Annotated in this window: 25 protein-coding genes; 20 read left to right on the forward strand and 5 right to left on the reverse strand. The window is 58.9% G+C overall.

Annotated elements, in window-relative coordinates:
* Positions 1–56 precede the first annotated feature (56 nt).
* On the forward strand, positions 57–758 hold the full coding sequence (locus tag WCA10_RS18430) for a response regulator transcription factor (protein ID WP_472823980.1): 702 nt from the start codon (positions 57–59) through the stop codon (positions 756–758).
* A complete protein-coding gene (locus WCA10_RS18435) occupies positions 755–2,176 on the forward strand; it encodes a sensor histidine kinase (protein WP_472823981.1) in 1,422 nt (473 codons plus the stop codon). The genes WCA10_RS18430 and WCA10_RS18435 overlap by 4 nt, the downstream gene beginning before the upstream one ends.
* Positions 2,177–2,464: 288 nt before the next feature.
* Here the strand turns inward: WCA10_RS18435 and WCA10_RS18440 are convergent, their stop codons facing one another.
* Positions 2,465–3,403: an ankyrin repeat domain-containing protein gene (locus WCA10_RS18440; protein WP_472823982.1), complete on the reverse strand. Its 939-nt coding sequence runs from the start codon at positions 3,401–3,403 to the stop codon at positions 2,465–2,467.
* Between the two features lie 254 nt (positions 3,404–3,657).
* Here WCA10_RS18440 and WCA10_RS18445 point away from each other — a divergent pair, with 254 nt between their 5' ends.
* The 7 genes from WCA10_RS18445 (at position 3,658) to WCA10_RS18475 (ending at position 9,988) form a co-directional block, all read left to right on the forward strand.
* Positions 3,658–4,002, forward strand: coding sequence for a PadR family transcriptional regulator (locus WCA10_RS18445; RefSeq protein ID WP_472823983.1), 345 nt, complete (start codon positions 3,658–3,660; stop codon positions 4,000–4,002).
* A 4-nt stretch (positions 4,003–4,006) separates the two neighbouring features.
* Positions 4,007–6,670 carry an ADOP family duplicated permease gene (locus WCA10_RS18450; RefSeq protein WP_472823984.1) on the forward strand — a complete coding sequence of 888 codons (2,664 nt, stop codon included), beginning with the start codon at positions 4,007–4,009 and terminating at the stop codon, positions 6,668–6,670.
* 132 nt (positions 6,671–6,802) lie between these two features.
* The gene (locus tag WCA10_RS18455; protein ID WP_472823985.1) at positions 6,803–7,843 is read left to right on the forward strand and encodes a YncE family protein; all 1,041 of its coding nucleotides are present in this window, start codon (positions 6,803–6,805) and stop codon (positions 7,841–7,843) included.
* A 255-nt stretch (positions 7,844–8,098) separates the two neighbouring features.
* Positions 8,099–8,431, forward strand: a complete 333-nt coding sequence (locus tag WCA10_RS18460; protein WP_472823986.1) for a hypothetical protein — start codon at positions 8,099–8,101, stop codon at positions 8,429–8,431.
* 102 nt (positions 8,432–8,533) lie between these two features.
* Complete coding sequence (locus WCA10_RS18465; protein WP_472823987.1) at positions 8,534–8,674, forward strand: hypothetical protein; 141 nt, start codon at positions 8,534–8,536, stop codon at positions 8,672–8,674.
* Positions 8,675–8,817: 143 nt separating this feature from the next.
* On the forward strand, positions 8,818–9,510 hold the full coding sequence (locus WCA10_RS18470; RefSeq protein ID WP_472823988.1) for a DsbA family protein: 693 nt from the start codon (positions 8,818–8,820) through the stop codon (positions 9,508–9,510).
* Positions 9,511–9,538: 28 nt separating this feature from the next.
* Positions 9,539–9,988 carry an SRPBCC family protein gene (locus WCA10_RS18475; protein ID WP_472823989.1) on the forward strand — a complete coding sequence of 150 codons (450 nt, stop codon included), beginning with the start codon at positions 9,539–9,541 and terminating at the stop codon, positions 9,986–9,988.
* Between the two features lie 364 nt (positions 9,989–10,352).
* Here WCA10_RS18475 and WCA10_RS18480 read toward each other — a convergent pair whose 3' ends face one another.
* Positions 10,353–11,381, reverse strand: coding sequence for a radical SAM protein (locus WCA10_RS18480; protein WP_472823990.1), 1,029 nt, complete (start codon positions 11,379–11,381; stop codon positions 10,353–10,355).
* 137 nt (positions 11,382–11,518) lie between these two features.
* Between WCA10_RS18480 and WCA10_RS18485 the strand changes: the two genes are divergently transcribed.
* Both WCA10_RS18485 and WCA10_RS18490 read left to right on the forward strand, forming a co-directional pair.
* Entirely contained in the window at positions 11,519–12,814 is a 1,296-nt protein-coding gene (locus WCA10_RS18485) for a hypothetical protein (RefSeq protein ID WP_472823991.1), read from the forward strand.
* 742 nt (positions 12,815–13,556) lie between these two features.
* On the forward strand, positions 13,557–14,057 hold the full coding sequence (locus tag WCA10_RS18490; protein WP_472823992.1) for a YybH family protein: 501 nt from the start codon (positions 13,557–13,559) through the stop codon (positions 14,055–14,057).
* A 126-nt stretch (positions 14,058–14,183) separates the two neighbouring features.
* On the opposite strand, the gene WCA10_RS18495 is transcribed toward WCA10_RS18490, so the two are convergent.
* Complete coding sequence (locus tag WCA10_RS18495; protein ID WP_472823993.1) at positions 14,184–15,161, reverse strand: hypothetical protein; 978 nt, start codon at positions 15,159–15,161, stop codon at positions 14,184–14,186.
* A 185-nt stretch (positions 15,162–15,346) separates the two neighbouring features.
* Positions 15,347–15,550 carry a hypothetical protein gene (locus WCA10_RS18500; RefSeq protein WP_472823994.1) on the reverse strand — a complete coding sequence of 68 codons (204 nt, stop codon included), beginning with the start codon at positions 15,548–15,550 and terminating at the stop codon, positions 15,347–15,349.
* Positions 15,551–15,679: 129 nt separating this feature from the next.
* Here WCA10_RS18500 and WCA10_RS18505 point away from each other — a divergent pair, with 129 nt between their 5' ends.
* The 9 genes from WCA10_RS18505 (at position 15,680) to iscX (ending at position 22,546) form a co-directional block, all read left to right on the forward strand.
* Positions 15,680–16,057: a DinB family protein gene (locus WCA10_RS18505; RefSeq protein ID WP_472823995.1), complete on the forward strand. Its 378-nt coding sequence runs from the start codon at positions 15,680–15,682 to the stop codon at positions 16,055–16,057.
* 388 nt (positions 16,058–16,445) lie between these two features.
* Positions 16,446–16,901, forward strand: coding sequence for an RrF2 family transcriptional regulator (locus tag WCA10_RS18510; RefSeq protein ID WP_472823996.1), 456 nt, complete (start codon positions 16,446–16,448; stop codon positions 16,899–16,901).
* Positions 16,902–16,961: 60 nt separating this feature from the next.
* Complete coding sequence (locus WCA10_RS18515) at positions 16,962–18,203, forward strand: IscS subfamily cysteine desulfurase (RefSeq protein WP_472823997.1); 1,242 nt, start codon at positions 16,962–16,964, stop codon at positions 18,201–18,203.
* Between the two features lie 116 nt (positions 18,204–18,319).
* The gene (iscU, locus tag WCA10_RS18520) at positions 18,320–18,739 is read left to right on the forward strand and encodes a Fe-S cluster assembly scaffold IscU (RefSeq protein WP_472823998.1); all 420 of its coding nucleotides are present in this window, start codon (positions 18,320–18,322) and stop codon (positions 18,737–18,739) included.
* Between the two features lie 27 nt (positions 18,740–18,766).
* Positions 18,767–19,192 carry a HesB/IscA family protein gene (locus WCA10_RS18525; RefSeq protein ID WP_472823999.1) on the forward strand — a complete coding sequence of 142 codons (426 nt, stop codon included), beginning with the start codon at positions 18,767–18,769 and terminating at the stop codon, positions 19,190–19,192.
* Between the two features lie 21 nt (positions 19,193–19,213).
* Complete coding sequence (gene hscB, locus WCA10_RS18530) at positions 19,214–19,915, forward strand: Fe-S protein assembly co-chaperone HscB (protein WP_472824000.1); 702 nt, start codon at positions 19,214–19,216, stop codon at positions 19,913–19,915.
* Between the two features lie 7 nt (positions 19,916–19,922).
* Positions 19,923–21,863, forward strand: a complete 1,941-nt coding sequence (gene hscA, locus WCA10_RS18535) for a Fe-S protein assembly chaperone HscA (RefSeq protein WP_472824001.1) — start codon at positions 19,923–19,925, stop codon at positions 21,861–21,863.
* Between the two features lie 32 nt (positions 21,864–21,895).
* Positions 21,896–22,309 (forward strand): 2Fe-2S iron-sulfur cluster-binding protein, encoded by a 414-nt coding sequence (locus WCA10_RS18540; protein WP_472824002.1) that lies wholly within the window; start codon positions 21,896–21,898, stop codon positions 22,307–22,309.
* Positions 22,310–22,327: 18 nt separating this feature from the next.
* Positions 22,328–22,546: a Fe-S cluster assembly protein IscX gene (gene iscX / locus WCA10_RS18545; RefSeq protein WP_472824003.1), complete on the forward strand. Its 219-nt coding sequence runs from the start codon at positions 22,328–22,330 to the stop codon at positions 22,544–22,546.
* 453 nt (positions 22,547–22,999) lie between these two features.
* On the opposite strand, the gene WCA10_RS18550 is transcribed toward iscX, so the two are convergent.
* A complete protein-coding gene (locus WCA10_RS18550) occupies positions 23,000–23,476 on the reverse strand; it encodes a YraN family protein (protein ID WP_472824004.1) in 477 nt (158 codons plus the stop codon).
* Between the last annotated feature and the right edge of the window lie 369 nt (positions 23,477–23,845).

Genomic DNA, 23,845 nt, shown 5'->3' on the forward strand with positions numbered 1-23,845 from the left:
CCGCCCTGCTTCAGACTCGTTTAATCTTGCTGCAACATAATTACGAAGGAGAACCCATGCGCGTCCTGCTCGTCGAAGACGAAGTCCGGCTGGCCGACAATCTTTCTGCCGCCCTCCGCGACGGCCCCGGCTTTGCTGTCGATTGGGCCGCCGACGGCGAAGCGGGCGACGACTCAGCGCGCAACCTCTGCTACGACCTCGTCATCCTCGACCTGATGCTCCCCAAGCTCGACGGCCACGGCGTCCTGCGCCGCATGCGCGCCCGCAAAGACTCAACGCCCGTCCTTATCCTCACCGCGAAAGAAGGCAAAGACGCCATCGTCCAGCTTCTCAACGCCGGTGCAGACGACTACCTCGCCAAACCCTTCGATCTCGGCGAACTCCTCGCCCGCGCAAAAGCCCTTATCCGCCGTGGCAAGGGTGCGGCTCATCCCACGCTCAACGCGCTCGGCGTCACTTTGAATACCTTGGAGCAGACCGTCCACCGCAACGGCACGCTCGTCGATCTCTCACCGACCGAGTACCACATCCTCGAATACCTTCTCCATCATCCCCGCAAAGTCGTCAGCAAGCAGGAACTCCTCGAACACCTCTACGACTACAACTGGGAACACCACTCCAACGTGATCGAAGCGCACGTCTCGAACCTGCGCAAGAAGCTCGACACCGCTGTCCCCGATGCGCAACCCGTGATTGAAACACTGCGCGGACGCGGCTATCGCCTCTCGCCCGAGCCCCAGCCCGAGTCCAGGTCATGACCCGCCGCAGCAGCATTGCCTTCCGCCTCATCGCTGCCGTCATGCTGGTTGAGCTGGTCTCTGCGGCGCTGGTCATCGCGGTGGCATGGGGATTCGAGCGCCACAACCACTTCCGCTCCTTTGAAGTGATGCTGCACGGCCGCGCCGACTCCGTTCTCGGCGCCGTGCAGGACGCTGAAGATGTGGGCGACAACGTCATGCTCGACCTGGCCGACCTGCATGTTCCGCCCGATGAGGTCTACGAGGTGTGGGACGGGCGCGGCCATCTGATCGGCCGCTCGCCAAACTGGCAGGGCAGCGCCGGCATGCACGCGCCCGATCACAACGGCTTCTACCGCATCAGGCTCCACGATCGCGGATACCGCGTGCTCTTCATGCGCGGCACCCGCATCGTCGATCCCGGCGAACCAGGCGGTGGTCATCTTCGTTTTGTCACCATCCTCTACGGCGCGCCTACTGAGCACGTGTGGAACGCAATCTACGGTGCGGTCGAATTCTATGCAGCCGGCATGCTACTGCTGGTGCTGATCACCGGCCCGCTCATCGCCTGGGTTCTCCATCGCGGACTCGAACCGTTGCGCCAGCTTGCGTCGATGGCAGGGCGCGTCTCAGCCGATTCGTGGGAGTTCTCGCCGCCCGCCTCCGCGCGCGAAACCGCGGAGCTGGCGCCGCTCACACAGGCCCTCGAAAACGCGCTGCAACGCCTCGAGCGCTCCTTCACGCAGCAGCGCGCTTTTGTTTCCGACGCCGCACACGAGCTCAAAACTGCCGTCGCCGTTGTCAAGTCATCGCTGCAACTGGTCGGTATGCGCCCGCGCACGCCAGAGGAGTACCAGGCCGGCAACGAACGCGCTCTGGCCGACACCGAACGCATCGAAGACCTCGTCGCCAAGATGCTCGCCCTCGCCCGCGTTGAGAGTGGCGCAGCCAATGCCGCATCCGCCGCCACCTCCGACCTCAATCAATGCGTCTGCGCCACCGTCAGCCAACTTGAAACGTTTGCCACCGTCCGGCAGGTGGCAGTCGCCGTTCACGTTCTTCCCGCCGAAGCGTGCATCGTCACCCTCAGCCCTGACGACTGCGCGCTCGTCGTCTCCAATCTCTTGCTAAACGCCTTGCAACACAGCGCGCCCCATACGCAAGTTGAAGTGCGTCTGAGCACGCTCCACGGCTCTGCCGAACTCACTATTCAGGATCGCGGCGAAGGCATTGACCCCGCCGCGCTACCTCATGTCTTCGAACGCTTCTATCGCGGCGATCCTTCGCGCGCTCGCGCTACCGGCGGCGCCGGCCTCGGCCTCGCCATCTGCAAAGCCGCAGTCGAAAAGGCCGGAGGCACCATCACGCTCGGCAGCGAACCCGGCCGCGGCACAACCGCAACCGTTCGGTTGCCCATCGCCGCGCCAATATCAATTTGAAGTGTCATCCTGAGCGGAGCAGCTTTTCGGGGTCCCCACGAACAGGTCTTCGTTCGTGGGGTGAACTGGGGCCCCACGAAGTGGGGTTAGCGAAGCGAAGGATCTGCTTCTGCCTTTCCGCGCCGCCTTCACGCTTCCCATTTCGTCTCCCGGCGCGTAGATAAGCCTCCACTTCCGTTCTTCCCTCATGCCGCGCCCAGTCGGCCGGTGTCCCGCTCCACAACAAATCTTTTGTGTCCGCACTCGCACCGCGCTCGATAAGCAATCGCACCAGCTTTTCGTGGCCAATCAACGCCGCCTGTGCAAAGGCGTCGTATGCGAATGTCCGCCGGGCGGATTGTACCGATTCGGATCCTCGCCGGCGTCGAGAAGCAAGCGGACAATTTCGATATGTCCCACCTGACTTGCCACAGCCAGAGCCAGATGTCTTTCCACACTGCTCGCCGTACGCAGCAGTCGGCCGGCATCTTCAACACGATCCAGCACCGCCGCCGTCGGCAGATCGATACGCGCGCCATGCGCGATCAAGGCTGTCACCGTCTCAAAATAGCCATGCAGGGCCGCGGCATGGATGGCGCTGTCCGGATCGGCACCGTAATCGCAAAGCAGGTCGATCAGCTTGAGCTGCACGCCACATTCTTGCGGGACGTTTCCCGTCGCCACCAGCGCCAGGGTCACATCGCGCGAAGCTTGATCCGCTCCGGCATCGAGAATCACCCGCGCGATTTCGACAATATTCAGCGGCAAAGTCCCGTGCCGAATCGGATTCTCCGCGATGAACTCCAGCAGCGTCGGACTGTGAAAGTAGTTCCCGCTCTCGAATTCAACATGCTCGAGCACCAGCTTCGGATGCTGCTTCAAATGCTCGCGCAATCCCGCGGCATCTCCCGCATCCAGCAGATCGACGGCGCGTCGAAACTCCACGTCCTCAATCCGTTCATGATGCCGCAGTTTCAGCCTGCTCGCGAGTTCCGACGACTCCACATGCGCCTTCAGCCGCGCCCAGCTTTTAAAGCCATACTCGCGCGCGATCATGAATTGCGCTTCACTCAGCCGCAGCGCAGCCGCGAAAATTTTTGCATCCGAAGCTCCCCTGAAACGCGGGTTGAACTCCCGGATGCGTTGCGCAACGCCGCGATCGTGAGCTGCGTGCGCTTTGAGCAGGTCTTTGGCCTGGTATTTGAGGTAGTTAAGGTCGGGTTTGGACGGAAATTGTTTTGCCGGCATGACGAACTTCCTCTCGTATGCCCAGGTCCGCATGTTGAGGGCTGAAAGTCAGTTCGCAAAATCAGATGGTAAGAAAAGGTGGACTTCTGTCCTGCCCGCGGACCGGATGCGGCCTTCAGCGCTGCGAAGAAGATTACCACGAAAACAGCGACCGATGGTGCCGCAAATATACCGCAAAATCCGGCGGCCCAATTTTCCTATGGACATTGCAAAGGAAGGAATGCTACCTTTGGACACTGCAAAGGAGATCGCCGGTGGTCGAGAAGAAATCGGATGTGCTGCAGGGAACATTGGATCTCATGGTTCTAAAGACCCTCCACGCCATGGGCCCATTGCATGGTTTCGGCATTGCCCGGCGCATCGAGCAGATCAGCGAAGATGTCCTGCAACTGAACGAGGGCACGGTCTACACCTCCCTTCTTCGCCTCCAGCAGCAAGGTTGGATCAAGTCGGAATGGGGCATATCTGACAACAACCGCAAGGCGCGGTTCTACTCCATCACGCGTCTCGGCAAAAAACAGCTCGATCTCGAAACCGAAAATTGGGAGCGCATCTCCGGCGTAATCGGGCGCATGCTGCGGCTGGAAAGGCAGGGATAAGGCGATGGGATTTCTGCGCACCTCGACTGCGAAAGTAATCGGCCTCTTCTCATCGAAGCGGCACGACCACGAATTCGGCGAAGAGATTCAAGCTCACCTGAACGACCTCACTGAGCGCTATCTTAGCCAGCGCATGTCTCGCTCCGACGCCGCCAAAGCAGCGCGTCTCCAGTTTGGCAACGTCGCCCTGCTCCAGCAGCAGCAGCGTGCGCAACGCAGCTTTCTCTCACCCGCGGAGTGGTGGGGAGACATTCGCTTCGGCGTGCGCATGATGCTCAAGAAACCCGGTTCGAATGCCGCCGTCATCATCGCTCTGGCCCTCGGAATCGGCATGAACGTCGCTGTCTTCAGCTTCGTCAACGCCCTCTTGCTGCGTCCGCCTGCAATGGTTGGCGGTATAAGCAATCTGTACGAAATTTGGGAGCACTCCCGGGTCTCCACCGGGATTGAAAGCTATCTGCCCCTCACCTACGGCGACTACACCTACTACCGCGACCACCCCCAATCGTTTGAAGGCGTGCTTGCGTTTGATAGTGACGGTTCCCGCGCAATCTGGAACCGCTCCGGGGAAGGCCAGATGGTGCAGGGAGAGCTCGTTTCAGGAAATTTCTTCTCCCTGCTGGAAGTAAGCCCAGCACGGGGCCGCTTGATCTCCGCCGACGACGATCAACTTTCCAGCCCTCATCCGGTCGTCGTGCTCAGTCACTCCTTCTGGCAACGCCAACTCTCGGCAGATGCCGGAATCGTCGGACAAACTTTAATGCTGAATGGAACAGCATTCAATGTCATCGGCGTTGCGCCTCCCGGGTTCACTGGACTCATGATCGGCTCCGCCCCGGACTTCTTCGCGCCCTTGGCGCTTCAGCAGCAATTTACGCACGACAAGGGCCGGCTCACTGACCGGAATTCCAATTGGCTCATGGTTGCCGGACGATTGCGGCCGGGAGTTGGCAAGGCACAGGCGCAGGCCGAAATGCACTTGTTTGCACAGCAACTCGAAATTGATTACCCCAAGTCCAACAAAAATGTCGACGCCTTGATCTATCCCGCAACGCTGATGCCGGGACCATATCGCGGCTATGTCACCGCCTTTACCGGCTTGCTGCTCGGCGTATTCGTGTTGGTCCTGATGATCGCCTGCACCAACGCCGCCAGTTTCCTGCTGGCACGAGGCTCCGGCCGCGTTCGCGAAATGGCAATCCGGTCCGCCCTGGGCGCAGGCCGTGCGCGGCTCATCCGGCAAATGCTGATCGAGAGCCTGCTGCTGTCCTCAATCGCCGGCCTTGCTGGCGTCGCGGTCGCGTGGTGGATGGCGCGTCTGCTGCTTCGACTCAAGCCCGCCACTATTCCCCTCGCGCTCGAGGTTCCACTTGACTGGCGGGTGCTGCTATTCGCGCTCCTGGTCTCATTCGCCACTGGGCTCATTTTTGGACTCGTTCCGGCCCTGCGCAGCGCCTCCGTCGAAACTGCTCCCGCGTTGAAAGAGGAAACACCGAGCGGCGGTCTTCGCAAATCACGTCTGCGCAGCATCCTGCTCGTTGGCGAGATCGCCACCTGCGTCGTGCTTCTGGCGGGCGCAACTCTCTGCGTGCGCAGCCTCATGCACGCCAACTCCATCGACCCCGGCTTCGACACCCACCACATTGCCGTGGCCATGCTCGACCCGGGAAACCTTAGTTATTCTCCGGAAAAGACCAACGCGTTCTATCGGCAACTTCTCGATCGCGTGCTCGCACTGCCCGGTGTCACCGCGGCCAGCTACGCAAGTCATCTCCCGCTCGGCACCTCGCGAGAATCAACAAGTGCGGGCCATCATGCTGAACCCGATCCCGATCAGGTCAACGCCGATGTGTACCGCGTCGATCCTGGATACTTCGCCACCATGGGAATCACCATCGAGCACGGTCGCGACTTTACGCAGAAGGAAAGCGACAGTCCCGATTCTCCCGCGATCATCGTGAATGAGGTGCTGGCGCATAAGCTCTGGCCAGGCCAGAATCCGGTCGGCAAGCGGATCGATGTCGGTGGAGGAAAAGCGACCAGTGAGGTCATCGCCGTAGTCAAGGACGGCAAATATCGCACCCTCGGAGAGAGCCCAGTCGGCGTTGTTTTCTGTGGAGCGCTGTCTCCGCGCAGAACCCTCGTGATCCGCACATCCGGAGATGCGCGGCCCTTGCTCGACGAGATGCGCCGCACCGTGCAGCAGGTTGACCCCTTGATGGTCGCGACTGAATCGCAAACCATCGAGGAGTACATGGCCCTGCCGCTCTTTCCTGCGCGCGCGAGCGGTTTTCTTCTCGGCGCATCGGGCGTTCTCGCCGTTGTCCTCACCGCGATCGGGCTGTTTGGGGTTATCGCATACGTTGTTGCGCAGCGCACTCACGAGATCGGGGTGCGCATGGCCCTGGGAGCACGCCAGACTGACGTGCTGAAACTGGTTATGCGGCAGGGAATGCAGGTGACCATGGTTGGCCTCCTCATCGGCTTGGCCGCAGCCTTTGGAGCGGCCCGGCTCCTTGCACCCCTGCTCTATGGCATTGGCGCGAATGACCCTGCCACTTTGATCGGGGTTGCTCTCGGCGTGACAGCAGTGGCCATGTTGGCCTGCTACATACCGGCACGGCGCGCAATGCGGGTGGACCCCGTAGTTGCCCTGCGCTGCGAATAGCGAGCAAATTTCCGGGAACTCGCACCGGTTCTTCACTCTTCAGCATTCCTTAATGCCGCCGTGGAACAATGCTTGCGCCGGCGAATCCCTGCAGATTCAGTCGTGATTTGCCGAGCCCACGCGGAGCCGAACATGCACAATCAACGTTGTCTCCCAGCTTTTGCGCGCGCCCTTTTTGCCGCCGCTCTCTGCTTTACCTTTCTCGCTGCCGCCCTTGCCGCCAGGGCGCAAGGCCCATACAAGGTTCTCGATCATTGGAAACTAGGCGACAACGGCGGATGGGACTACCTGCTGGTCGACTCCGCAGCCCACCGCATCTACATCACGCGCGGCGATCACGTGGACGTCGTCGACGCCACCGATGGCAAGCTCCTCGGCACCATCACCGGTCTCCACGGCACCCACGGTGTCGCGCTCGATCCCGATGGCAAGATCGGCTACATCTCCGATGGCGGAGGCAACGCGGTTGTAGTCTTCGATCGCGCGAATTTCTCCACCGTCGCCACCATTCCCGCCGGTACCAATCCCGACGCCATCATCTACGAACCCGCCACCAAATCCGTGTGGGCCTTCAACGGGCGCAGCCACAACATCACAGTCATCGACGCCGCATCGCGCAAAGTCGTCGCCACCATCGATGTGCCCGGAAAACCAGAGTTCGCCGTCTCCGATGGCAAGGGCAACGTCTACAACAACATTGAAGACAAGAGCGAAGTGGTCAAGATCGACGCCCGCGCGCACACCATCACCGCAACGTGGCCCGCCGGCTGCGAATCGCCCTCCGGCCTCGCCATGGACATCGCCGGCAACCGCCTCTTCCCCGTATGCGATGGCAACAAGATGAGCGTGATCGACGCCGCGAGCGGCAAAATTCTCGCCACGCCCGCCATCGGCGACGGCCCCGATGCCGCCCGCTACAGCGCCAAATACAAGCTCGCGTTCGCTTCCTGCGGCGAGGGTGTGCTGTCGGTCGTCGACGCCACCACCTACAAGACCGTTGAGTCGCTGCCCACCAGGCGCCGGGCGCGCACCATGGCCTACGATGCGGCCACCGATCGCGCCTACCTCGTCACCGCCGACTTCGGACCCCCTCCCGCCGCCACGGCCGAGAATCCCCGTTCGCGCCCGCCCATGATCCCCGGCACCTTCGAGATCATCGTTGTCGGCCGCTAATGTCTTGAGTCTGATATTCTTCCTTCTTCGCAGAATCGCCGGCGCCATTCTGAAATGGTTTTTCCCAATCATTGCCGGTGTCATTCTTAACAAACGGGGCCCCAAACGTAGTCAGGATGGTGAGCGAAGAATCTGCTTCCTGGCTTTTCTGTTCAGGCCTGACTCACCACGCAAGCCCATTTCGACAATTCGTCAACGCCGCCGCGGCCAACCCCGGCGGCGTTTTCGCCATCCGCCTCACATAAGGCTCGCCGAATGAGGTCCATCTTCAAATCCGCCCTGCTTGCAGCCCTTCCCATCGAAATCGTGAACTTCTTTGTCATCGGCTATCCCACCGCGGGCGGCTCACTCACTTCGGCAACCCAGAATGCCGCCATCGCACTCGAGTGGGATCTGCTGCACCTGCCCGGCCTCATCGCCATCGACCGCATCCTGCTTCTGCGCGGGCACCCGCACATCTGCTCCCTGATCTTTCTCCTCGCCGGATACATAGACACCGCCCTCCTCCTCGCCGCCCTGATCTTCGCCGTGCGATTGGCGCTCCGCCCCCTCCGCAAGCTATCCTCCCCCATGAAGCACGCTCACTAAGTCGAAATGCGGCCAACGGATTCACGCTCCCTTTGTCCCTTGTCCCTTTGTCCCTTTTGTCCCTCTATCCCTTTGTTCCTCGTTCTCTCGTTCCCTGCACTTATGAAGCTCGCCCTCGCCATCCTCGTCCTCATCGTCTTCGCGCTGTCCTTCGTAGCCGACTACAAATGGCGCAAATGGATGAACAAACGCCGCGCCGACCACGACGCATCGCAAGCCACCGGCTCAGACCATCCTCACTAATCCCGTAACGCCCGAGAGTTACCAGCGCCCGCCCGCACCCCTGTCCGATGCGCCACGCCCCGTCTTTCAAAGTGGGACTTAACGCTGCAACTTTCTTCCATGCCAGCCGTTACAATGGATGTAAGGGAGTCGTCCAAGACACCATGCCAAGTAACCTTGCCCACGCCCTTCGCTTCCCCACGCTCCGCACCGCTCTCTGGATGGGCCTCGCCATCGCATTGCTCGCGGCTTCACCCGCGGCACGCGCTCAGTTTGGACCGCCGCCCACCACGACCGTGCACGACCCCGCCGCCCTCAAGCCGCCCGCCGGCGCTCGCGTCGCCATTGTCGAATTTGCAGACATGGAGTGCCCCGACTGCGGCAATGCCAATCCGCTGCTCCGCGAAGCCGCTGCCAAGTACGATATTCCCTGGGTTCGCCACGATTTCCCTCTGCCCTTCCATGCCTGGAGCTTCCAGGCTGCCGTGAATGCCCGCTGGTTCGACACCAAAAGCAAAAAGCTCGGCGACGAATACCGCGACGCCGTCTTTGCCAGCCAGCCCTCCATCTCCAACCTCGATGTCCTCCGCCAGTTCACTGAGAACTTCGCCAAGACCCGCAACATCGCGCTGCCCTTCGCCATCGATCCCCAGGGCAAGCTCGCCGCCGAGGTCAAGGCTGACTACGCACTCGGTCAGCGCATCGGCATTGAACACACGCCAACCATTTGGATCACCACCGCCAACAGCAAGGGTGCGCCGTTCGTCGAAGTCGTCGACCGCACCAAGCTCTTCCAACTCATCGATCAGGCCATTGCCGACACACGTTCAGCGCCTGTAAGAACAGCCCGCAAATAACGCTGTCGCAGTCCCGGGCCCATTTCTCATGTCAGACTTTCGCCATGTCGTGGAAATTCGTGTTGCGCCGGCGCGCGTGTGGAACGTGCTGCTCGATGTCGAGCGTTGGCCCGAGTGGACCACCTCCGTCAGCAAAGTTCAGCGCATGGATATCGGCCCGCTCACCCTGGGCAGCCGCACCCGCATCTGGCAGCCAAAGCTCATGCCCGCCGTCTGGCAAGTCACCTCGCTCGACGAAAAACGACGCATCTTTGCCTGGACCACCCACACCTTCGGCATCAAGATCGTCGCCCGCCACCAGGTCGAAGCCGTCGGCGCGCGCAGCCGCGTCACCCTCTCCCTCACCTACACCGGCGTCGTCGGAGCCGTCCTCGCCCGCGCCTACCGCGACCTCAACTGGGAGTACCTCACCCGCGAAGCCAACGGCCTCCGCGGCCACTGCGAAGCCCCAGTAGCCCAGCACGCCCAAGCCCGCTAGCTCCCGTCAGGACTTCTTCCCATACATAATTAGCGATGTCATTCGTACATAAATAACTCCGTCATTCGTACATGAATCATGCCGTCATTCGTACATAAATCATGCCGTCATTCGTACATAAATCATGCCGTCATTCGCACATAAATAACGATGTCATTCTGAGCGAACGGGGCCCCAAACGTAGTTCAGTTTGGGGGTGGTGAGTCGAAGAACCTGCTTTTGTTTTCGGCATCTCTTTGACTGCAATCCTCACCGATTTCCGCGGATATTATTTAACTGCGCTCCAAACGTCGCAAACAAAAAACAGGAGCGCCAGCTCCTGTCCCTCTATCCCTTTGTCCCTCTGTCCCTGCTTCCCTAATCCCTACGTCCCCTGTATCTTCACCAGCTCGCCCTGCCCCCCCGGCGACACCGTCGACGTCTGCGGAGCCCTCCAGTGGTCGATGTAGCTGATCTTGTGCACGCAGCCAATCGTGCAATTCGGTGCGCAGGCCTTCGCCGTCAAAAACTCCCGCTTCACATCCGCCGTCGTGTACCCCGCCAGCGGAACCCCCGGATACCCCCTCTGCTGCGAGCAATAATGCACCAGCCCGTCCTCGCAGATGTAGAGATATCTTGATCCCGCCCGGCACCGCCAGACATTCGGCCGCCCCTCCACAATCGCTGACTGAAAATCGTCGAACCGCGAGTAGTTGACCTTCTTCCACTGGCTCATCTCGCGATACACCAGCGCCTCATTCTTCTTCAGCGGCTTAAGCTGCCCGTCCCCGTCGTGAATAATTCCGATCGTCGAGGTGAACCCCAGCGCAATCGCCCGCTTCCCAATCGTCAACGCATCGTTCGGATCGCGAAATCCCCCGCCCACCACCGAGTTGATATTCACGTGAAACTCGGCATGATCGGCCAGCATCTGCAGCTTCTTGTCCAGCACCTTCAGGCTCTTCTTCGAAATGTCATCCGGTTCCAGATTATCGATCGAGATCTGCATGTGATCGAGCCCCGCCCGATTCAGCCGCTCGATTCTCTCCACGTTCAGCAGATAGCCATTCGTGATCATCCCCGCAATGGCGCCCGTCTTGCGCATGCGCACGATGATGTCGTCCAAATTGGGGTGCGTCAGAGGCTCGCCGCCCGAGATGCCGATCATGGCCGTCCCCAGCCGCCCCAGGTGGTCGATCCGCCGCAGCATCTCGTCTACCGGAACAGGCTCGGAGACCTTGTCGTACTCGTTGCAGTAAGCGCACGAAAGATTGCAGAACCGCGCCGGAACTATCTGCGCCAGAACAGGATGCGCCGTAGACGCCAGCGCCCGCGCCACCATCGCGTACTCCCGCGTCTTCCGCGTTGCCGCAATCCACTTACCCTTAGCCGTAGATCTCCGGGGAACTGCCATTCTTACTATTGAAACATATTGCATTGCGGATCGCGATCCTTCATCCGGCGCTCGGGGCCAATCTTCTTCGGTGCTAGAATTCGAGCAAATAATCAGAAGAGTGCGGAATTTGCGTAAACTTCCTTTAGGTTTAAAGAATGTCCGATCCCACTGAATTCTTAGTTCCAGACGAAGACGAAGAAGTTCCGGAACCGCCCGACCCTGCACTTACTACCGCTCTTAATGAGATAGAGCAACGGTGCACCAAGGCTAATCTCAAAGTCGAAAAACCAGAAGAGTATCAGGGAATCTTCATTTGGCTGCAGAATGGCCAACAAAAAAGAAAACTATTCATAAGTAGTTTGGACCAAGCTCGAGGGCTCTTGGATCAACCATTTGAGAACTTCATATTCTTGGGGGACTATGACGCTATTTCCTTATACGACGAGGGGTACATCGAAGCGTCGGCCTTTCCCTTCCGCAGTTCGGCAATGTTCCGACTTCGGCAAATGTTTGGCATGAAAATGGGTGAGACTGAAGATCGGGTTTTAAAGCTGATTCCAACTGAAGAGAGCGGGAAAGTTGAGATTGAGCTTTGGTCCTCACCACAGAAGCTGAAGTACATGATCCCTTCGTTTAGAAACAGAAGGCCGAGTTTGATTATCAGGAACACAGGCGTCAAGCGCCACGATGACGCAGTTGGCCTCCTTGAGCGGGTAGCCAATGCGGTCTTTTTTGAGCTTGATCTGATGTACAGTGCTCCCCTCGGACTAACGAGGGATCGCAGACCTCCGTTGCAAATGCGGCCCGCTGGTGCGGGTTCGGCAAAAAAGAAGACTCCATCGGTCCCGAACTGTTCATATGACAGAGAGCCAATTTCGCTTTACTGGTACGCAAGGAGCGCTACTGGAATGCCACTACTCCAGTTCCTTGCCTTCTATCAATCAATTGAGTATTACCTCCCCATCTATTCCCAGAATGAAGCGATCAAAAAACTTCGCAACCTGATGAAGGACCCAACATTCAACATCCACGACGATGGTGATATGAGCCGGGTATTGTCAGCAATCCAAGTAAGTAGGGCGGGGGGATTTGGGGACGAGAGAAGTCAGCTCCGCGCGACGCTTCAAGCATGCTTAGACCCCGACGAACTTAATAACTTCTTTACTTCTCACGAGACGACGCTACAGTTCTTCACAAAAGGCGAGTGGAAGTCTATTAGCACTCAACAGATTCCATTGAGCAACGCGACTGCCGACCTTCGTGTTAATGTCGCAGAACGAATCTATGACATTCGCAACAAGATCGTCCACAGCAAGAGTGACGGTGGAGGGAAAGATCAGTTTCTGCTCCCATTTTCCAAAGAGGCTGAGATGTTGGATTTTGATATTGCGTTGACACAGTTTGTTTCGAGAAAAGTGCTGATCGCAAATAGTTCCAAACTTCAGCTTTAGAATTGTCAGCCTGCAAACCGTCCAGATTTCCTTTTTAACGCCTTCAGATATGCCGGGTGCCCCATGTCTCGATTTTGAGACGTGGGATTGGGTTCTGTCGGGGCGGGCGGCCCACCCAAGCATTTTCAAACCTAACCCAACCACAAACTGTGGGTGCCCCATCCTTGACAGTTTCATCGTCAAGGGTGGGAAACCGCGACCCTCCGCAGTTCACGTCTTCGCGCCCCGGGGTCCCCGACGACAGGTCCACGTCGTTGGGTGATTGCGTCGCCCACTCCGATCTGGCATGAACTCAGGCATTACCGAACACCTCCCGCAATGCCCCCAAAAAACAGCCGTGTCATTCTGAACGAACGGGGCCCCGAACGTTTCAGGGGCCCTAAAGAGCGTCAGCTCTTTGGGGTAGGTTCGGGGGTGGGGAGTGAAGAATCTGCTTTTCAAAACCTCAGCGGGTGGCCCGGGGACCTCTCGAAACGGCGGGTGCTACAGGGTCCGCATTTTCGGACCTGTTCGTCATCCATTGTGAAAATGACCGACAACCGTTTCTCATTTTCAAAAAATCCTCGCCCATCTGATCCGACCGGACGAAATGTGAGTCCTTGAAACCAAATCCTGTCTGCGGTACCATCGGCGGGCGATTCTCCAGCGAAGTGCGCGCGTCCGGTATCGTTCCCCAGTCCCCGCCAGTCGAGCGAACTCGTTGCTGATCCCACGTGCAAATCCAACCCAAGGAGGTTGTCCAATGAATCTGCGCAACTGTCTTATCGCTGCCGCCGTGGTCGCCGGCTGCTTCTCCCCCGCCTGGTCGCAATCCGACGACGTCGCCGCTATCAACGCCTCCGTTCAGCATATGGTTGCCTCGGTCAATGCCAAGGACATCGATGGCATCATGTCTTACTATGTGCCCGACAACACCCTGTTCGTCTTCGATTCCACCGCTCCCCGCCAGTACGTCGGCGCCGATGCCTATCGCAAAGACTGGCAGACGTTTCTGTCCATATTCCCCAAGACCGTTCATATGGAAATGAGTGACTGGAAAGCCGAAGCCGACGGAAATCTGGCCTTCGGACATGGCATCGTTCACACCGTGGGCGCCATGCAGGACGGAACGACGATGGATATGACCGTGCGCATTACAGACGTATTTCGCAAGGTAAATGGAAAGTGGCTTGTCATCCATGAGCATGTCTCATGGCCGGTGGACATGACCACCGGCAAGCCCGACTTCGACTCCAAGCCCTAGACCAAAAGCTCCTCCGGTCGGGGGCGGGTGGCCCAGGTCTCAATCAACACAAGAACTGGGTGCCCCGGGGTCCGTGTTTTCGGACATGGGATAGCACAATCTCTGACGAACTCAGGCGGCACCGGCCTACTTCGTCGCCCGAGTCCACACCACTGACAACACGCCCTCGCTGTAGGCCTGCCCGCTCTGCCCGGGCTTGAAAATTCCGGTCTGCTCTTCGTGGCCCTGCAGCGTAAACTGCCAGCAGACTTTCGTTGTCTCGTTCCGCGTCTGCCTGCACGTCGCCCACCGGCCGCACTGCCGGTCGCCCGCCAGTTGAAACGTGTTCGACTTGATCACGTACCCGGTCGGTGGATCGCCAGAGCACAGGTCGTATGCCGCGCTGAAGTTCTTCCCCGCACCGCTAATCTGCGGACCCGACCGATAGATGTCGGTCACGTCCGGCAGCGGCGGAGCCGCCGCTGCAGCAGCTGTCAGTGCGGCGGCCGGCTTCACCAGCTCCACCGCTTTCGCGCTCAACTGCATGTGCTCCGCCATCTGCCCGATCGGTGGATGAATTTTGAAGATCGCAACTCCGGGCTTCGGCGAAAGACCATGCCCGGCAGGTGGCGCAGCCGCTGGCTGCTCCGCTGGGGCTGCAGGTTGAGGTGCGGCTTGAGGTGCAGGTTGAGGTGCAGGTTGAGGCGCAGGTTGTCCGGCTGGCGCTGGCGCCGGAGCGGGCGCCGCGGCAGCCTGTTGTGTCTCCGGCTTTCGCAGCAACACATTCACAGGGTTCGAATAGCGCCTTAGGAATACTGGAGGCGCCGAGACAATCTCATACGGCGGATCGACCACGATCTGCTTCTCCTCGGTCCAGTGCGGCACCACATCTTTCCAGTAAGCCCGGCCGCCTTGGTCCGTCGTCTCCGTCGACACAACCGGCAGGTCAAGCACCGCCCCTGCCGCGGGATGATTCGCGCCCGCTGCATCGATGTATTGGGCGTCCACCTCAAGGTCAAACGGCGCAATAAATCTCTCCCACATGCTCGTCGCGATCGTAATCGCAAGCGGGGTCAATATCGCCACGCAGATCCCGATCACCGTCTTTTTGGCCTTGGTTGCCATGGGTGTTCTTTATGCATAGTGAAAATAACCGACAACCGTTTCTCATTTCCAAAAAAATTTTGGGCTGGGCAGGTAGCCCACTCATCATTCAGAATCCGACGGGCTGTGGCAGGTGGCCCACTCATCGATTTATGGATGTATGGGCTGTGCCCAGTTCATCGCGGCATTATCGCGATGATCGGGTCTTAGGCCAGGTGCCGCCATTCATGCGCGCTCTGCCCCGGGGTCCCCACCGACACGTCTTCGTCGGTGGGGTGGTGTTGCGCATGCGTGGGATGGCAGTGAGCTCCCGCATCTTCGGCATCCGGCCGTTCAAATCCCTTCGTCAACCCCTCAACCCGCACATTTCCCGTAAACTCCTGACACCATTCGCAAAAAACTTGCCCCACATTTGCAGGTTATTTCCGCGCAATCGCTATCCTCAAATCATGCAGGCAAAACCCTGCCAAAGTTTCGAAACGCAGACCCAGACCACTAATCCTGATCCCCTGATCCCTAAGCCCTTTCCTAAGAGATTTTTGCACGCTAAGTCCAATGCCATCAGATATCTGGCGCCCCACCCTACTAACAACATATTTAGAATCAACGACTTCTCGCCAAATCAGGGGTGGGGGTGGGGGGATACAACCTGCAACCGATCGGTTGCATATCTTGCCAGACTGAGGGGCTCACTCTCGACCACCGGCAGCCGCAACTCCCCCACCATCCCCGGCTTCGCCGTCACTGACCACCGCGACCTCGCCACCGAACGCGAAATTCTCAGCCGCACCCTCGACCGCTTTGCCGCCGCCGGCCCTGTCGGTTGCACCACCCATCCCCACAGCTTCTTCGGCCGCCTCACCCCCGCCGAGTGGTCCCACTGGATGTACAAGCACCTCCAGCAATTCGGCGTGTAGACAAAGCAACGGTCTCTCGAAGTCGCTGCACTCAAGTCGACGCGCCCCTCAGGGAGCGGCGACCTTGCACAAAACCCGGAACGTCACAACAACTCGGGAATTTCAGTAAGTCATTTCCTGAGAATACTATGCGGCTACGTCCAATCCCAGGATAGCTTTGGTGTCGCAGGCAGCGACCGGTTGCATATCTCGGCCAGACCGCGGTTTCCACCCATGAATCACCGGCGCGAACTATGCGCGCTCCTTGGGGCCACGTTTCAAATGCGGCTGCGGCAGTCGAGCAGACTGACCCTTGGAGCGGACGACCTTCTTCAAATTGGGTATCGGAAGATTGAAAGGGCGACATAAATGGTCGTATACTAAATACGGACTGAAGAAGTCGCATATTATGCTGAAGCTTACGAAAAAGGCCGATTACGGGCTAATGGCGCTGAAGTACCTGGCCGAGCGCCCGGAAACCGTCGCCCTGAGCGCCAAAGATATTGCCGATGCGTACGGAATCCCTTCGCAACTGCTGGCCAAGATTCTGCAGCAACTGACGAAATCGGGATTGTTGAAATCGCATGCCGGGATGAACGGTGGATATGCGCTCTCAAAGCCGGCGAGTTCGATTTCAGCTTACGAAGTAATTCTGGCAATCGATGGTCCATTTTTTATCACCTCGTGTACGAAAGGCGCCAAGGGATGCGACCTGACGCCGAGCTGCACGATCAAAGAACCGCTGGCTCGTGTGAACGAAACGATCGCGGGCGTCTTGAAAAGCATCAGCATTCAAGACCTGGCCGAGCAGGAGCATCCGCCGGGGCACGTTCTTGAGCCGAAGCTGGTTTCGCTGACGATTTAGCTAACTTTCCGCGCGGAGCGGAGCAGCAACAACGATGGAGAGGTCGGGATGAGTACAGTTATGAGTCACATTGAAGTGCCGGCAGGCGTCGCGCTGCCTATCTATATGGATAACCACGCCACCAGCCCGCTTGACCCGCGCGTGCTGGAAGCGATGATGCCCTACTTCACGGCGAAGTTTGGAAACGCCGCGAGCCGCAACCACTCGTTTGGCTGGGAAGCTGAGCAGGCCGTGGAGACCGCGCGCGAGCAGATCGCGAAGCTGATTGGCGCGACGGCGAAGGAAATCATCTTTACCTCGGGCGCGACCGAATCGAACAACCTGGCCATCAAGGGCATTGCGGAGATGTATCGCGAACGCGGCAACCACATCATCACGCAGGTTACCGAGCACAAGGCAGTGCTGGACACATGCAAGCGCCTGGAGAAGTATGGCTATCGCGTGACGTATCTTCCGGTGAAGGCCGATGGTCTGATCGACCTCGAAGACTTGAAGCGTGCCATGGACGACAAGACAATTCTGGTCTCGATCATGGCGGCCAACAATGAGATCGGCGTACTCCAGCCCATTCGCGAGATCGGCAAGATCTGCCATGAGAAGAACGTTCTCTTCCACACCGATGCGGTTCAGGCTGTGGGCAAGGTTCCAGTGAACGTGATCGCGGACAACATTGATGTGCTGTCGCTTTCGGGCCACAAGATCTACGGACCCAAGGGCGTGGGTGCGCTCTATGTGCGGCGTCGCAACCCCCGCGTGCAGATCGCGGCACAGATTGATGGCGGCGGCCACGAGCGCGGTATGCGTTCGGGCACGCTCAATGTCCCAGGGATTGTGGGACTGGGCAAGGCCTGCGAAATTGCAAATGCGGAGATGGAAAACGAAGCAGCCTATCTGCGCGGACTGCGCGACCGGCTGAACGACAAGCTGCAATCGGAACTTGACTACATTCACGTGAACGGATCGATGGAGCACAGGTTGCCCGGCAACCTCAACGTGAGTTTTGTGTATGTCGAAGGCGAGTCTCTGCTGATGGGCATCAACGATGTTGCCGTATCGAGCGGGTCTGCCTGCACGTCGGCGACGCTCGAGCCCTCGTATGTATTGAAAGCGCTGGGCCTGGGCGACGATGTTGCGCATAGTTCGATTCGCTTTGGGCTTGGCCGCTTCAATACGCAGGCCGAGGTAGATTATGTTGCGGCGAAGGTGATCGATATTGTGAAGAAACTGCGTGAGCTTTCACCGCTCTACGAGATGGTGAAAGAGGGAATTGACCTGACCAAGATTGAGTGGCAGGCGCACTAGGGTTTGGAATTAAGGCCCCGCAACAGCTCATCGTGAACGGGGTGAAAGAAGCATCGGCGGGCAAGTCCGCCGAATCCAACAGAAAGACGCGGCTTCCCGCGGGAGGACTTCGAATCATGGCATATAGCGATAAGGTCGTAGATCACTACAACAACCCGCGCAACGTGGGCACACTCGACAAGAGTTCTGGAGATGTGGGCACCGGTCTGGTTGGTGCTCCCGAGTGCGGCGACGTGATGCGCCTGCAGATTCGCGTGAACCCGGAGACGCAGGTGATTGAAGAAGCGAAATTCAAAACCTTCGGCTGCGGCTCGGCGATCGCAAGCTCTTCGCTCGCGACTGAGTGGATCAAGGGCCGCAAGGTGGAAGAAGCCCTGGAGATCAAGAACACCGACATCGTGAAGGAGCTTTCGCTTCCCCCGGTCAAGATTCACTGCTCGGTACTGGCGGAAGATGCCATCCGCGCGGCCATCGGCGACTGGAAGAAGAAGAACGGTGTCCAAGAGAACGCGGCTGTGGCTGCTGAAGCGAAGTAAGCAGAGTTTCACGGCAAGAAGGAAATAATGTCGAACTTTGTATCCATTGAATCGAAGCCGGCGCAGGGCGCGAGCGCTGCACCGGCGCCGCCGGAGAGCAAGCCGGCTGCTGGTCCGTCTTCCCAGGGCCTGCAGGTTACGGATCGCGCGGTAAAGCGCATTCGTGTGGCGATGGAGAAGGAAGGCGTGTCGCCGACGGAAGGCGGATTGCGTCTTGGCGTGATGGGCGGCGGCTGCTCAGGACTTTCGTATTCGATCAAGTTTGAAACACGGCCTCGCGAGCGGGACCGCATTTACAAGTTTGACGGCGTGCGCGTCTTCGTCGATCCCAAGTCGTTCGTCTATTTGCACGGCATGACGCTGGACTATGAAGAGACACTGATGCGGCAGGGCTTCAACTTCATCAATCCGAACTCCTCGCGCTCCTGCGGCTGCGGTTCATCCTTCTCTTAGTCCTCCGCCCTGGAGTTCTTCATGTTGAAAGTTCTCGATTCTGCAGTACCGGTCGCGTGCTGGTCTTGCGCAGTTGCGCACAACGACGCGACGTTGTTTTGTCCGCATTGCAGCAAGATCCAGCCTCCTCCGGGTGGCGATTACTTTTCTGTCTTTGGACTTGTGCCGCAATTGGATCTGGATCTCGGGATGCTGGAGCACCAGTTTCACAAGCTGAGCCGCAAGCTGCATCCCGATCGATTCGCCCGCGCTGAAGAAAATGAGAAGCAGTGGAGCCTGGCGGATACGGCGCTCTTGAACGATGCGTATCGCACGCTGAAGGATCCGATTCGGCGGACGGAATATCTGCTGAAGCTGCATGGTGCCGAGATCGGCGAAGAGCATGCGGGAAAGGATCGCAAGGATCAAAGGGATCCGTCGCGCGTGCCTGCGGATCTGTTGGAAGAGGCGTTCGACCTGAACATGCAGCTGGAAGAAATGCGCATGGCAAACAAGATGGGCGACACTGATCCGGAGTTGCAGTCCAGCCTCGAACAGGCGAAGAAGAAGTTCGATGGGCTGCTCGATGACGTCGACCAGGACCTGCGCACGCAATGGAAGATTTGGGATGCGGGCGATGAGAGTGCCCGGCAGGAAGCGCAGAAGAAGATGGTTGCCCTGCTTGATCGGCGGCGCTACGTCAACAATCTTGTCCGCGATGTGACGGAAACTCTGGGAGCCTAAGAGGAACATGGCAGAAGGACGCGTAGTCGGAATCGACCTCGGAACAACGAATTCCCTGGTCGCCTATATGGAGGGCGATAAGCCGGTGGTGATTCCCGGCGTCGATGGCTCGAACCTGGTGCCGTCGGTGGTGGCACTCGATCCCATGCGCGCGGATGGAAGCAGGCCGACGGTTACCGTGGGCAACAGCGCGCGGCGCGTGCTGATCGAGACGCCTGAGCGCGTCATTTACTCTGTGAAGCGCTTGATGGGACGCGGGCTCGAAGAAGTACAGAGTGAGCTGAAGTTGTTCCCGTTTCGGCTTGCGGATGACGTGGAGGCTGGCGAGGTTCCGCGCATTCAGCTTGGCGAAATGCGGTTTACTCCGCCGGAGATTTCGGCATACATTTTGCGGCAGCTGAAGCGGAATGCGGAGCGTTTTTTCGGAGCGCCGGTTACGCAGGCGGTGATCACGGTTCCGGCGTACTTCAACGACGCGCAGAGGCAGGCAACAAAAGACGCGGGCCGGATGGCGGGGCTTGATGTGCTTCGCTTGGTGAACGAGCCGACGGCAGCAGCGCTGGCGTACGGACTGGATCGCGCGAAGGAAGGCACGATTGCGGTTTACGATCTGGGCGGCGGGACGTTTGATATTTCGATCTTGAAGCTGCGCGATGGAATTTTCGAAGTGCAGTCGACCAACGGCGATACGCATTTGGGTGGCGACGATATCGACAATCTTCTGGTGGCGATTGCGCTGGATGAGATTGACACAGAGCACGGTGTGGAACTGCGCTCGCATCCCGGCGCGGTGCAGGCGATACGGAAGGCCGCGATTGACGCGAAGATTGCGCTGTCTGCGGATGGCGCTGCGCACTTTGACATTGAGCTGCCGAATGGAGATCGCTATCAGCGGGAGATTCCGCGCGGGGTGTTCGAGCAATTGATTGAGCCGGTGCTGAGCCGGACGGTGGGGCCGTGCAAGCAGGCGCTGACGGATGCGGGGATTACGCCGGAGCAGATCGATGAAGTGGTGATGGTTGGTGGATCGACTCGGATTCCGGCGGTGCGCAGGCTGGTGGATGATCTCTTCCATCTCAGCGCGCGCGGCAAGAAGCCGCATGTTGAATTGAATCCGGATGAGGTGGTGGCGCTGGGTGCGGCGGTGCAGGCTGACATTCTTGCAGGCGCATCGAAGACGACGGAAGAGATGCTGCTGCTGGATGTGACGCCGCTGTCGCTGGGGATTGAGGCGCTCGGCGGAACGGTGGCGCGGATCATTCAGCGGAACTCTACGATTCCGGCATCGGCGACGGAGCACTTCACGACGGGCGTTGATGGGCAGACGAACGTTGCGATTCACGTGGTGCAGGGCGAGCGGGAACTTGCAGCGGATTGCCGTTCGCTAGCGCGGTTCGATCTGAAGGGGATTCCGCCGATGAGTGCGGGGTTGCCGCGGATTGAAGTGAAGTTTCTGATTGATGCGGACGGGATTCTGCAGGTTTCGGCGCGCGAGCAGCGCAGCGGCAAGGCGGCGCAGATCGAAGTGAAGGCTACTTATGGACTGACGGACGAGCAGGTCGAGGGGATGATTCTCGACTCGTTCGATCATGCGGAAGCGGATTTTGCGAAGCGCATGCTGATCGAGGCCCGCAACGAGGCGGAGACGATTCTGACTGCGGTCGAGCGCGCGCCGCAGAATCCTGCGTGGCAGGAACTGCGCGGAGAAGAACAGGCGTCGATCTCGGCCGCACAGAGAAAGCTGCAGAGTGTGAAACAGGGCGATGACCTGTCGGCGATTCGTGAAGCGACGGCGGCACTTGACCTGGCGACGAGGCGATTTGCGGAGTTGATGATGGAGGCGGCGGTGACGACGGCGATCCGGGGGAAGACGATGGATGCTGCCGATGAAGAGCTGGGTGAAGAAGTGACTGCGCCGCATCCGATGGCACGGGCCGAGTTCAAGTAAGCGCGGTGTGAACGAGATTTGAGGGTCGAATTATGAGCGAAGCAAACACGAAGAATATACCGCCGGAGAAACTGGTTCGGGTCACCTTCATGCCGGAAGGGAAGACCGTGGAATTTGAGTTTGGCACCTTGCCTTACGACCACCATGGCAAGCCGATGTCGTTCCTCGACGTTGCGGAGAACTTCGGCATTTTTCTGGATCATGCGTGCGGAGGCGTTTGCGCCTGCACTACTTGCCACTTGTGGATCAAGGACCAGGCAGGCATCAGCACGGCCGACGACGATGAGCTTGACCGGATGGATATGGCGGCCGACCAGCAGTTGAACTCGCGTCTCGGGTGCCAGGCGGTGATCACCAAGCCGGGTAATTATGTGGTCGAGATTCCGAAGTGGAATCGCAACTACACGTCGGAAGGCAAACCGCTGGCGATGGCCGAGAACAAATAGGAAGACGAAGAGGACGACATGCCCCGCGAAATCATGTGGACCGACTCCGAGGAGATCGGCATTCAATTGCAGGAGAAGTTTCCCGAGATCGATCCGCTGACGGTGCGGTTCACGGATCTGCTGAAATACGTAACGGAGCTGGACGGATTCGCCGACGATCCGGCAAAGTCGAACGAGTCGCGGCTTGAGGCGATCCAGATGGCGTGGCACGAAGAGTTCGAAGACGCGAAGGGCTGATTCGGGCCAAGGTGCAGTCCCAGGTATCTGCGCGATTCAGGAATGCCGACTATGTTTCCGTCGGCGGCGGTATACCCCCCTATTATCCCGTCTCTTTCAGGAAGTCTTCTCGATTCATGGGTTTAGAGATGGACCCTACGCCAAAGATCTCTTTCCATTGGAGTTCGCTGTAGAGGTTCCGCAACAAAGGAGTTACGGACCGCGGTTCCGAAGTAAGAGATTCGGGAGGCAGGGAGCAAGTACGCAGGGTCGGGCCTGATGGGTCTGATTTCGCTGCCTCTGATCGGACACAACTCCATTGTGCGCCGGAACCGGGAAATTACCTGCAAAGTTGCGACCGGAAAATTCTGAATGGAATGAAGGGCTTGGCGGGGAGTTTGAGAAAAGGGGCTTGACGTTGAAAGTTGCGGGCCCCGTTCCGCTGGTCCGAATCACTCTATGGACGATGGACGGCTAGTCGCGCCAGGTCTCGCCCCAGCTGAATGATCCTTTGAAGTGTTTGAATTCGCGTTCCTTTCCTGGGACCAGATAAACGCTGACTACATCGAAGCGGACGGGGGGAGCAGTTGTCTGCGGAAGCTGGCGCACATAGCGGCGCGCGAGGCGGCGGAGGACGTTGCGCTTGTGGTCGTCGATGGCGGTCTCGGCGGGAGTGAGGTCATGTGCCGTGCGCGTCTTCACTTCGATGAAGCACAACATCGGTCCGTCCCAGGCGATCAGGTCGACATCGCCGGGCACATCGCCGGAGGACCAGCGGCGCGCAACGATGGTGTAACCTTTGCGCTGCAGGTAGAACAACGCGGCGTCTTCGCCGTCGAGGCCAACCGTGAGATGTGCGGGCGTTGCATTCTGTCCGCGCCTGCCCGCAAGCCGATTGAGCCTGGCGAGCGATCGCTCCGCCAAGCTGACACGCATCTCTCTCAGATTCATTGCAACCATTCTCGGCCGATTGGAGAGAAGGTGCAAATCGCTTCGGGCAGATCGCCGAGACCTCAAAGGAGCTTTCCGAGGACAGATGGAAGCGGACCTCGGGTATCCGATCAAGGATTGCCTGTTGGCCGCCCAACGGTTGTCGAGAAACAGCCAAGCGCCGGTCGAAAGATCGCTGTTTGCTGTTCCCAAGAGTTGCATGTGAATCGAGCTGGGGATCGCAATCGGAAATGTTGCCCAAGAAGTAGTCATTATGGTGTGACCGGCTCGATGCGCTAGTCGTGGGTTAGGCTGAGTTTGTTAAGAACTTTAGTCCAGAGCCACAAGCGGAGGGAACCGGTCATGACTGAGAAGTTACGATTTTTGGGT

Source organism: Occallatibacter sp. (assembly GCF_049582745.1).
GTDB lineage: Bacteria > Acidobacteriota > Terriglobia > Terriglobales > Acidobacteriaceae > Telmatobacter.

Coding starts and splice junctions, on each gene's coding strand:
- WCA10_RS18550 (WP_472824004.1), bottom strand. CDS start 23,476: ATGAATCTGAGAGAGATGCGTGTCAGCTTGGCGGAGCGATCGCTCGCC.
- WCA10_RS18510 (WP_472823996.1), top strand. CDS start 16,446: ATGCTGAAGCTTACGAAAAAGGCCGATTACGGGCTAATGGCGCTGAAG.
- WCA10_RS18480 (WP_472823990.1), bottom strand. CDS start 11,381: ATGGCAGTTCCCCGGAGATCTACGGCTAAGGGTAAGTGGATTGCGGCA.
- WCA10_RS18495 (WP_472823993.1), bottom strand. CDS start 15,161: ATGGCAACCAAGGCCAAAAAGACGGTGATCGGGATCTGCGTGGCGATA.
- iscU (WP_472823998.1), top strand. CDS start 18,320: ATGGCATATAGCGATAAGGTCGTAGATCACTACAACAACCCGCGCAAC.
- WCA10_RS18460 (WP_472823986.1), top strand. CDS start 8,099: ATGAGGTCCATCTTCAAATCCGCCCTGCTTGCAGCCCTTCCCATCGAA.
- WCA10_RS18490 (WP_472823992.1), top strand. CDS start 13,557: ATGAATCTGCGCAACTGTCTTATCGCTGCCGCCGTGGTCGCCGGCTGC.
- WCA10_RS18525 (WP_472823999.1), top strand. CDS start 18,767: ATGTCGAACTTTGTATCCATTGAATCGAAGCCGGCGCAGGGCGCGAGC.
- WCA10_RS18430 (WP_472823980.1), top strand. CDS start 57: ATGCGCGTCCTGCTCGTCGAAGACGAAGTCCGGCTGGCCGACAATCTT.
- WCA10_RS18440 (WP_472823982.1), bottom strand. CDS start 3,403: ATGCCGGCAAAACAATTTCCGTCCAAACCCGACCTTAACTACCTCAAA.
- hscB (WP_472824000.1), top strand. CDS start 19,214: ATGTTGAAAGTTCTCGATTCTGCAGTACCGGTCGCGTGCTGGTCTTGC.
- WCA10_RS18470 (WP_472823988.1), top strand. CDS start 8,818: ATGCCAAGTAACCTTGCCCACGCCCTTCGCTTCCCCACGCTCCGCACC.
- hscA (WP_472824001.1), top strand. CDS start 19,923: ATGGCAGAAGGACGCGTAGTCGGAATCGACCTCGGAACAACGAATTCC.
- WCA10_RS18540 (WP_472824002.1), top strand. CDS start 21,896: ATGAGCGAAGCAAACACGAAGAATATACCGCCGGAGAAACTGGTTCGG.
- WCA10_RS18485 (WP_472823991.1), top strand. CDS start 11,519: ATGTCCGATCCCACTGAATTCTTAGTTCCAGACGAAGACGAAGAAGTT.
- WCA10_RS18465 (WP_472823987.1), top strand. CDS start 8,534: ATGAAGCTCGCCCTCGCCATCCTCGTCCTCATCGTCTTCGCGCTGTCC.
- WCA10_RS18435 (WP_472823981.1), top strand. CDS start 755: ATGACCCGCCGCAGCAGCATTGCCTTCCGCCTCATCGCTGCCGTCATG.
- WCA10_RS18450 (WP_472823984.1), top strand. CDS start 4,007: ATGGGATTTCTGCGCACCTCGACTGCGAAAGTAATCGGCCTCTTCTCA.
- WCA10_RS18455 (WP_472823985.1), top strand. CDS start 6,803: ATGCACAATCAACGTTGTCTCCCAGCTTTTGCGCGCGCCCTTTTTGCC.
- WCA10_RS18515 (WP_472823997.1), top strand. CDS start 16,962: ATGAGTCACATTGAAGTGCCGGCAGGCGTCGCGCTGCCTATCTATATG.
- iscX (WP_472824003.1), top strand. CDS start 22,328: ATGCCCCGCGAAATCATGTGGACCGACTCCGAGGAGATCGGCATTCAA.
- WCA10_RS18475 (WP_472823989.1), top strand. CDS start 9,539: ATGTCAGACTTTCGCCATGTCGTGGAAATTCGTGTTGCGCCGGCGCGC.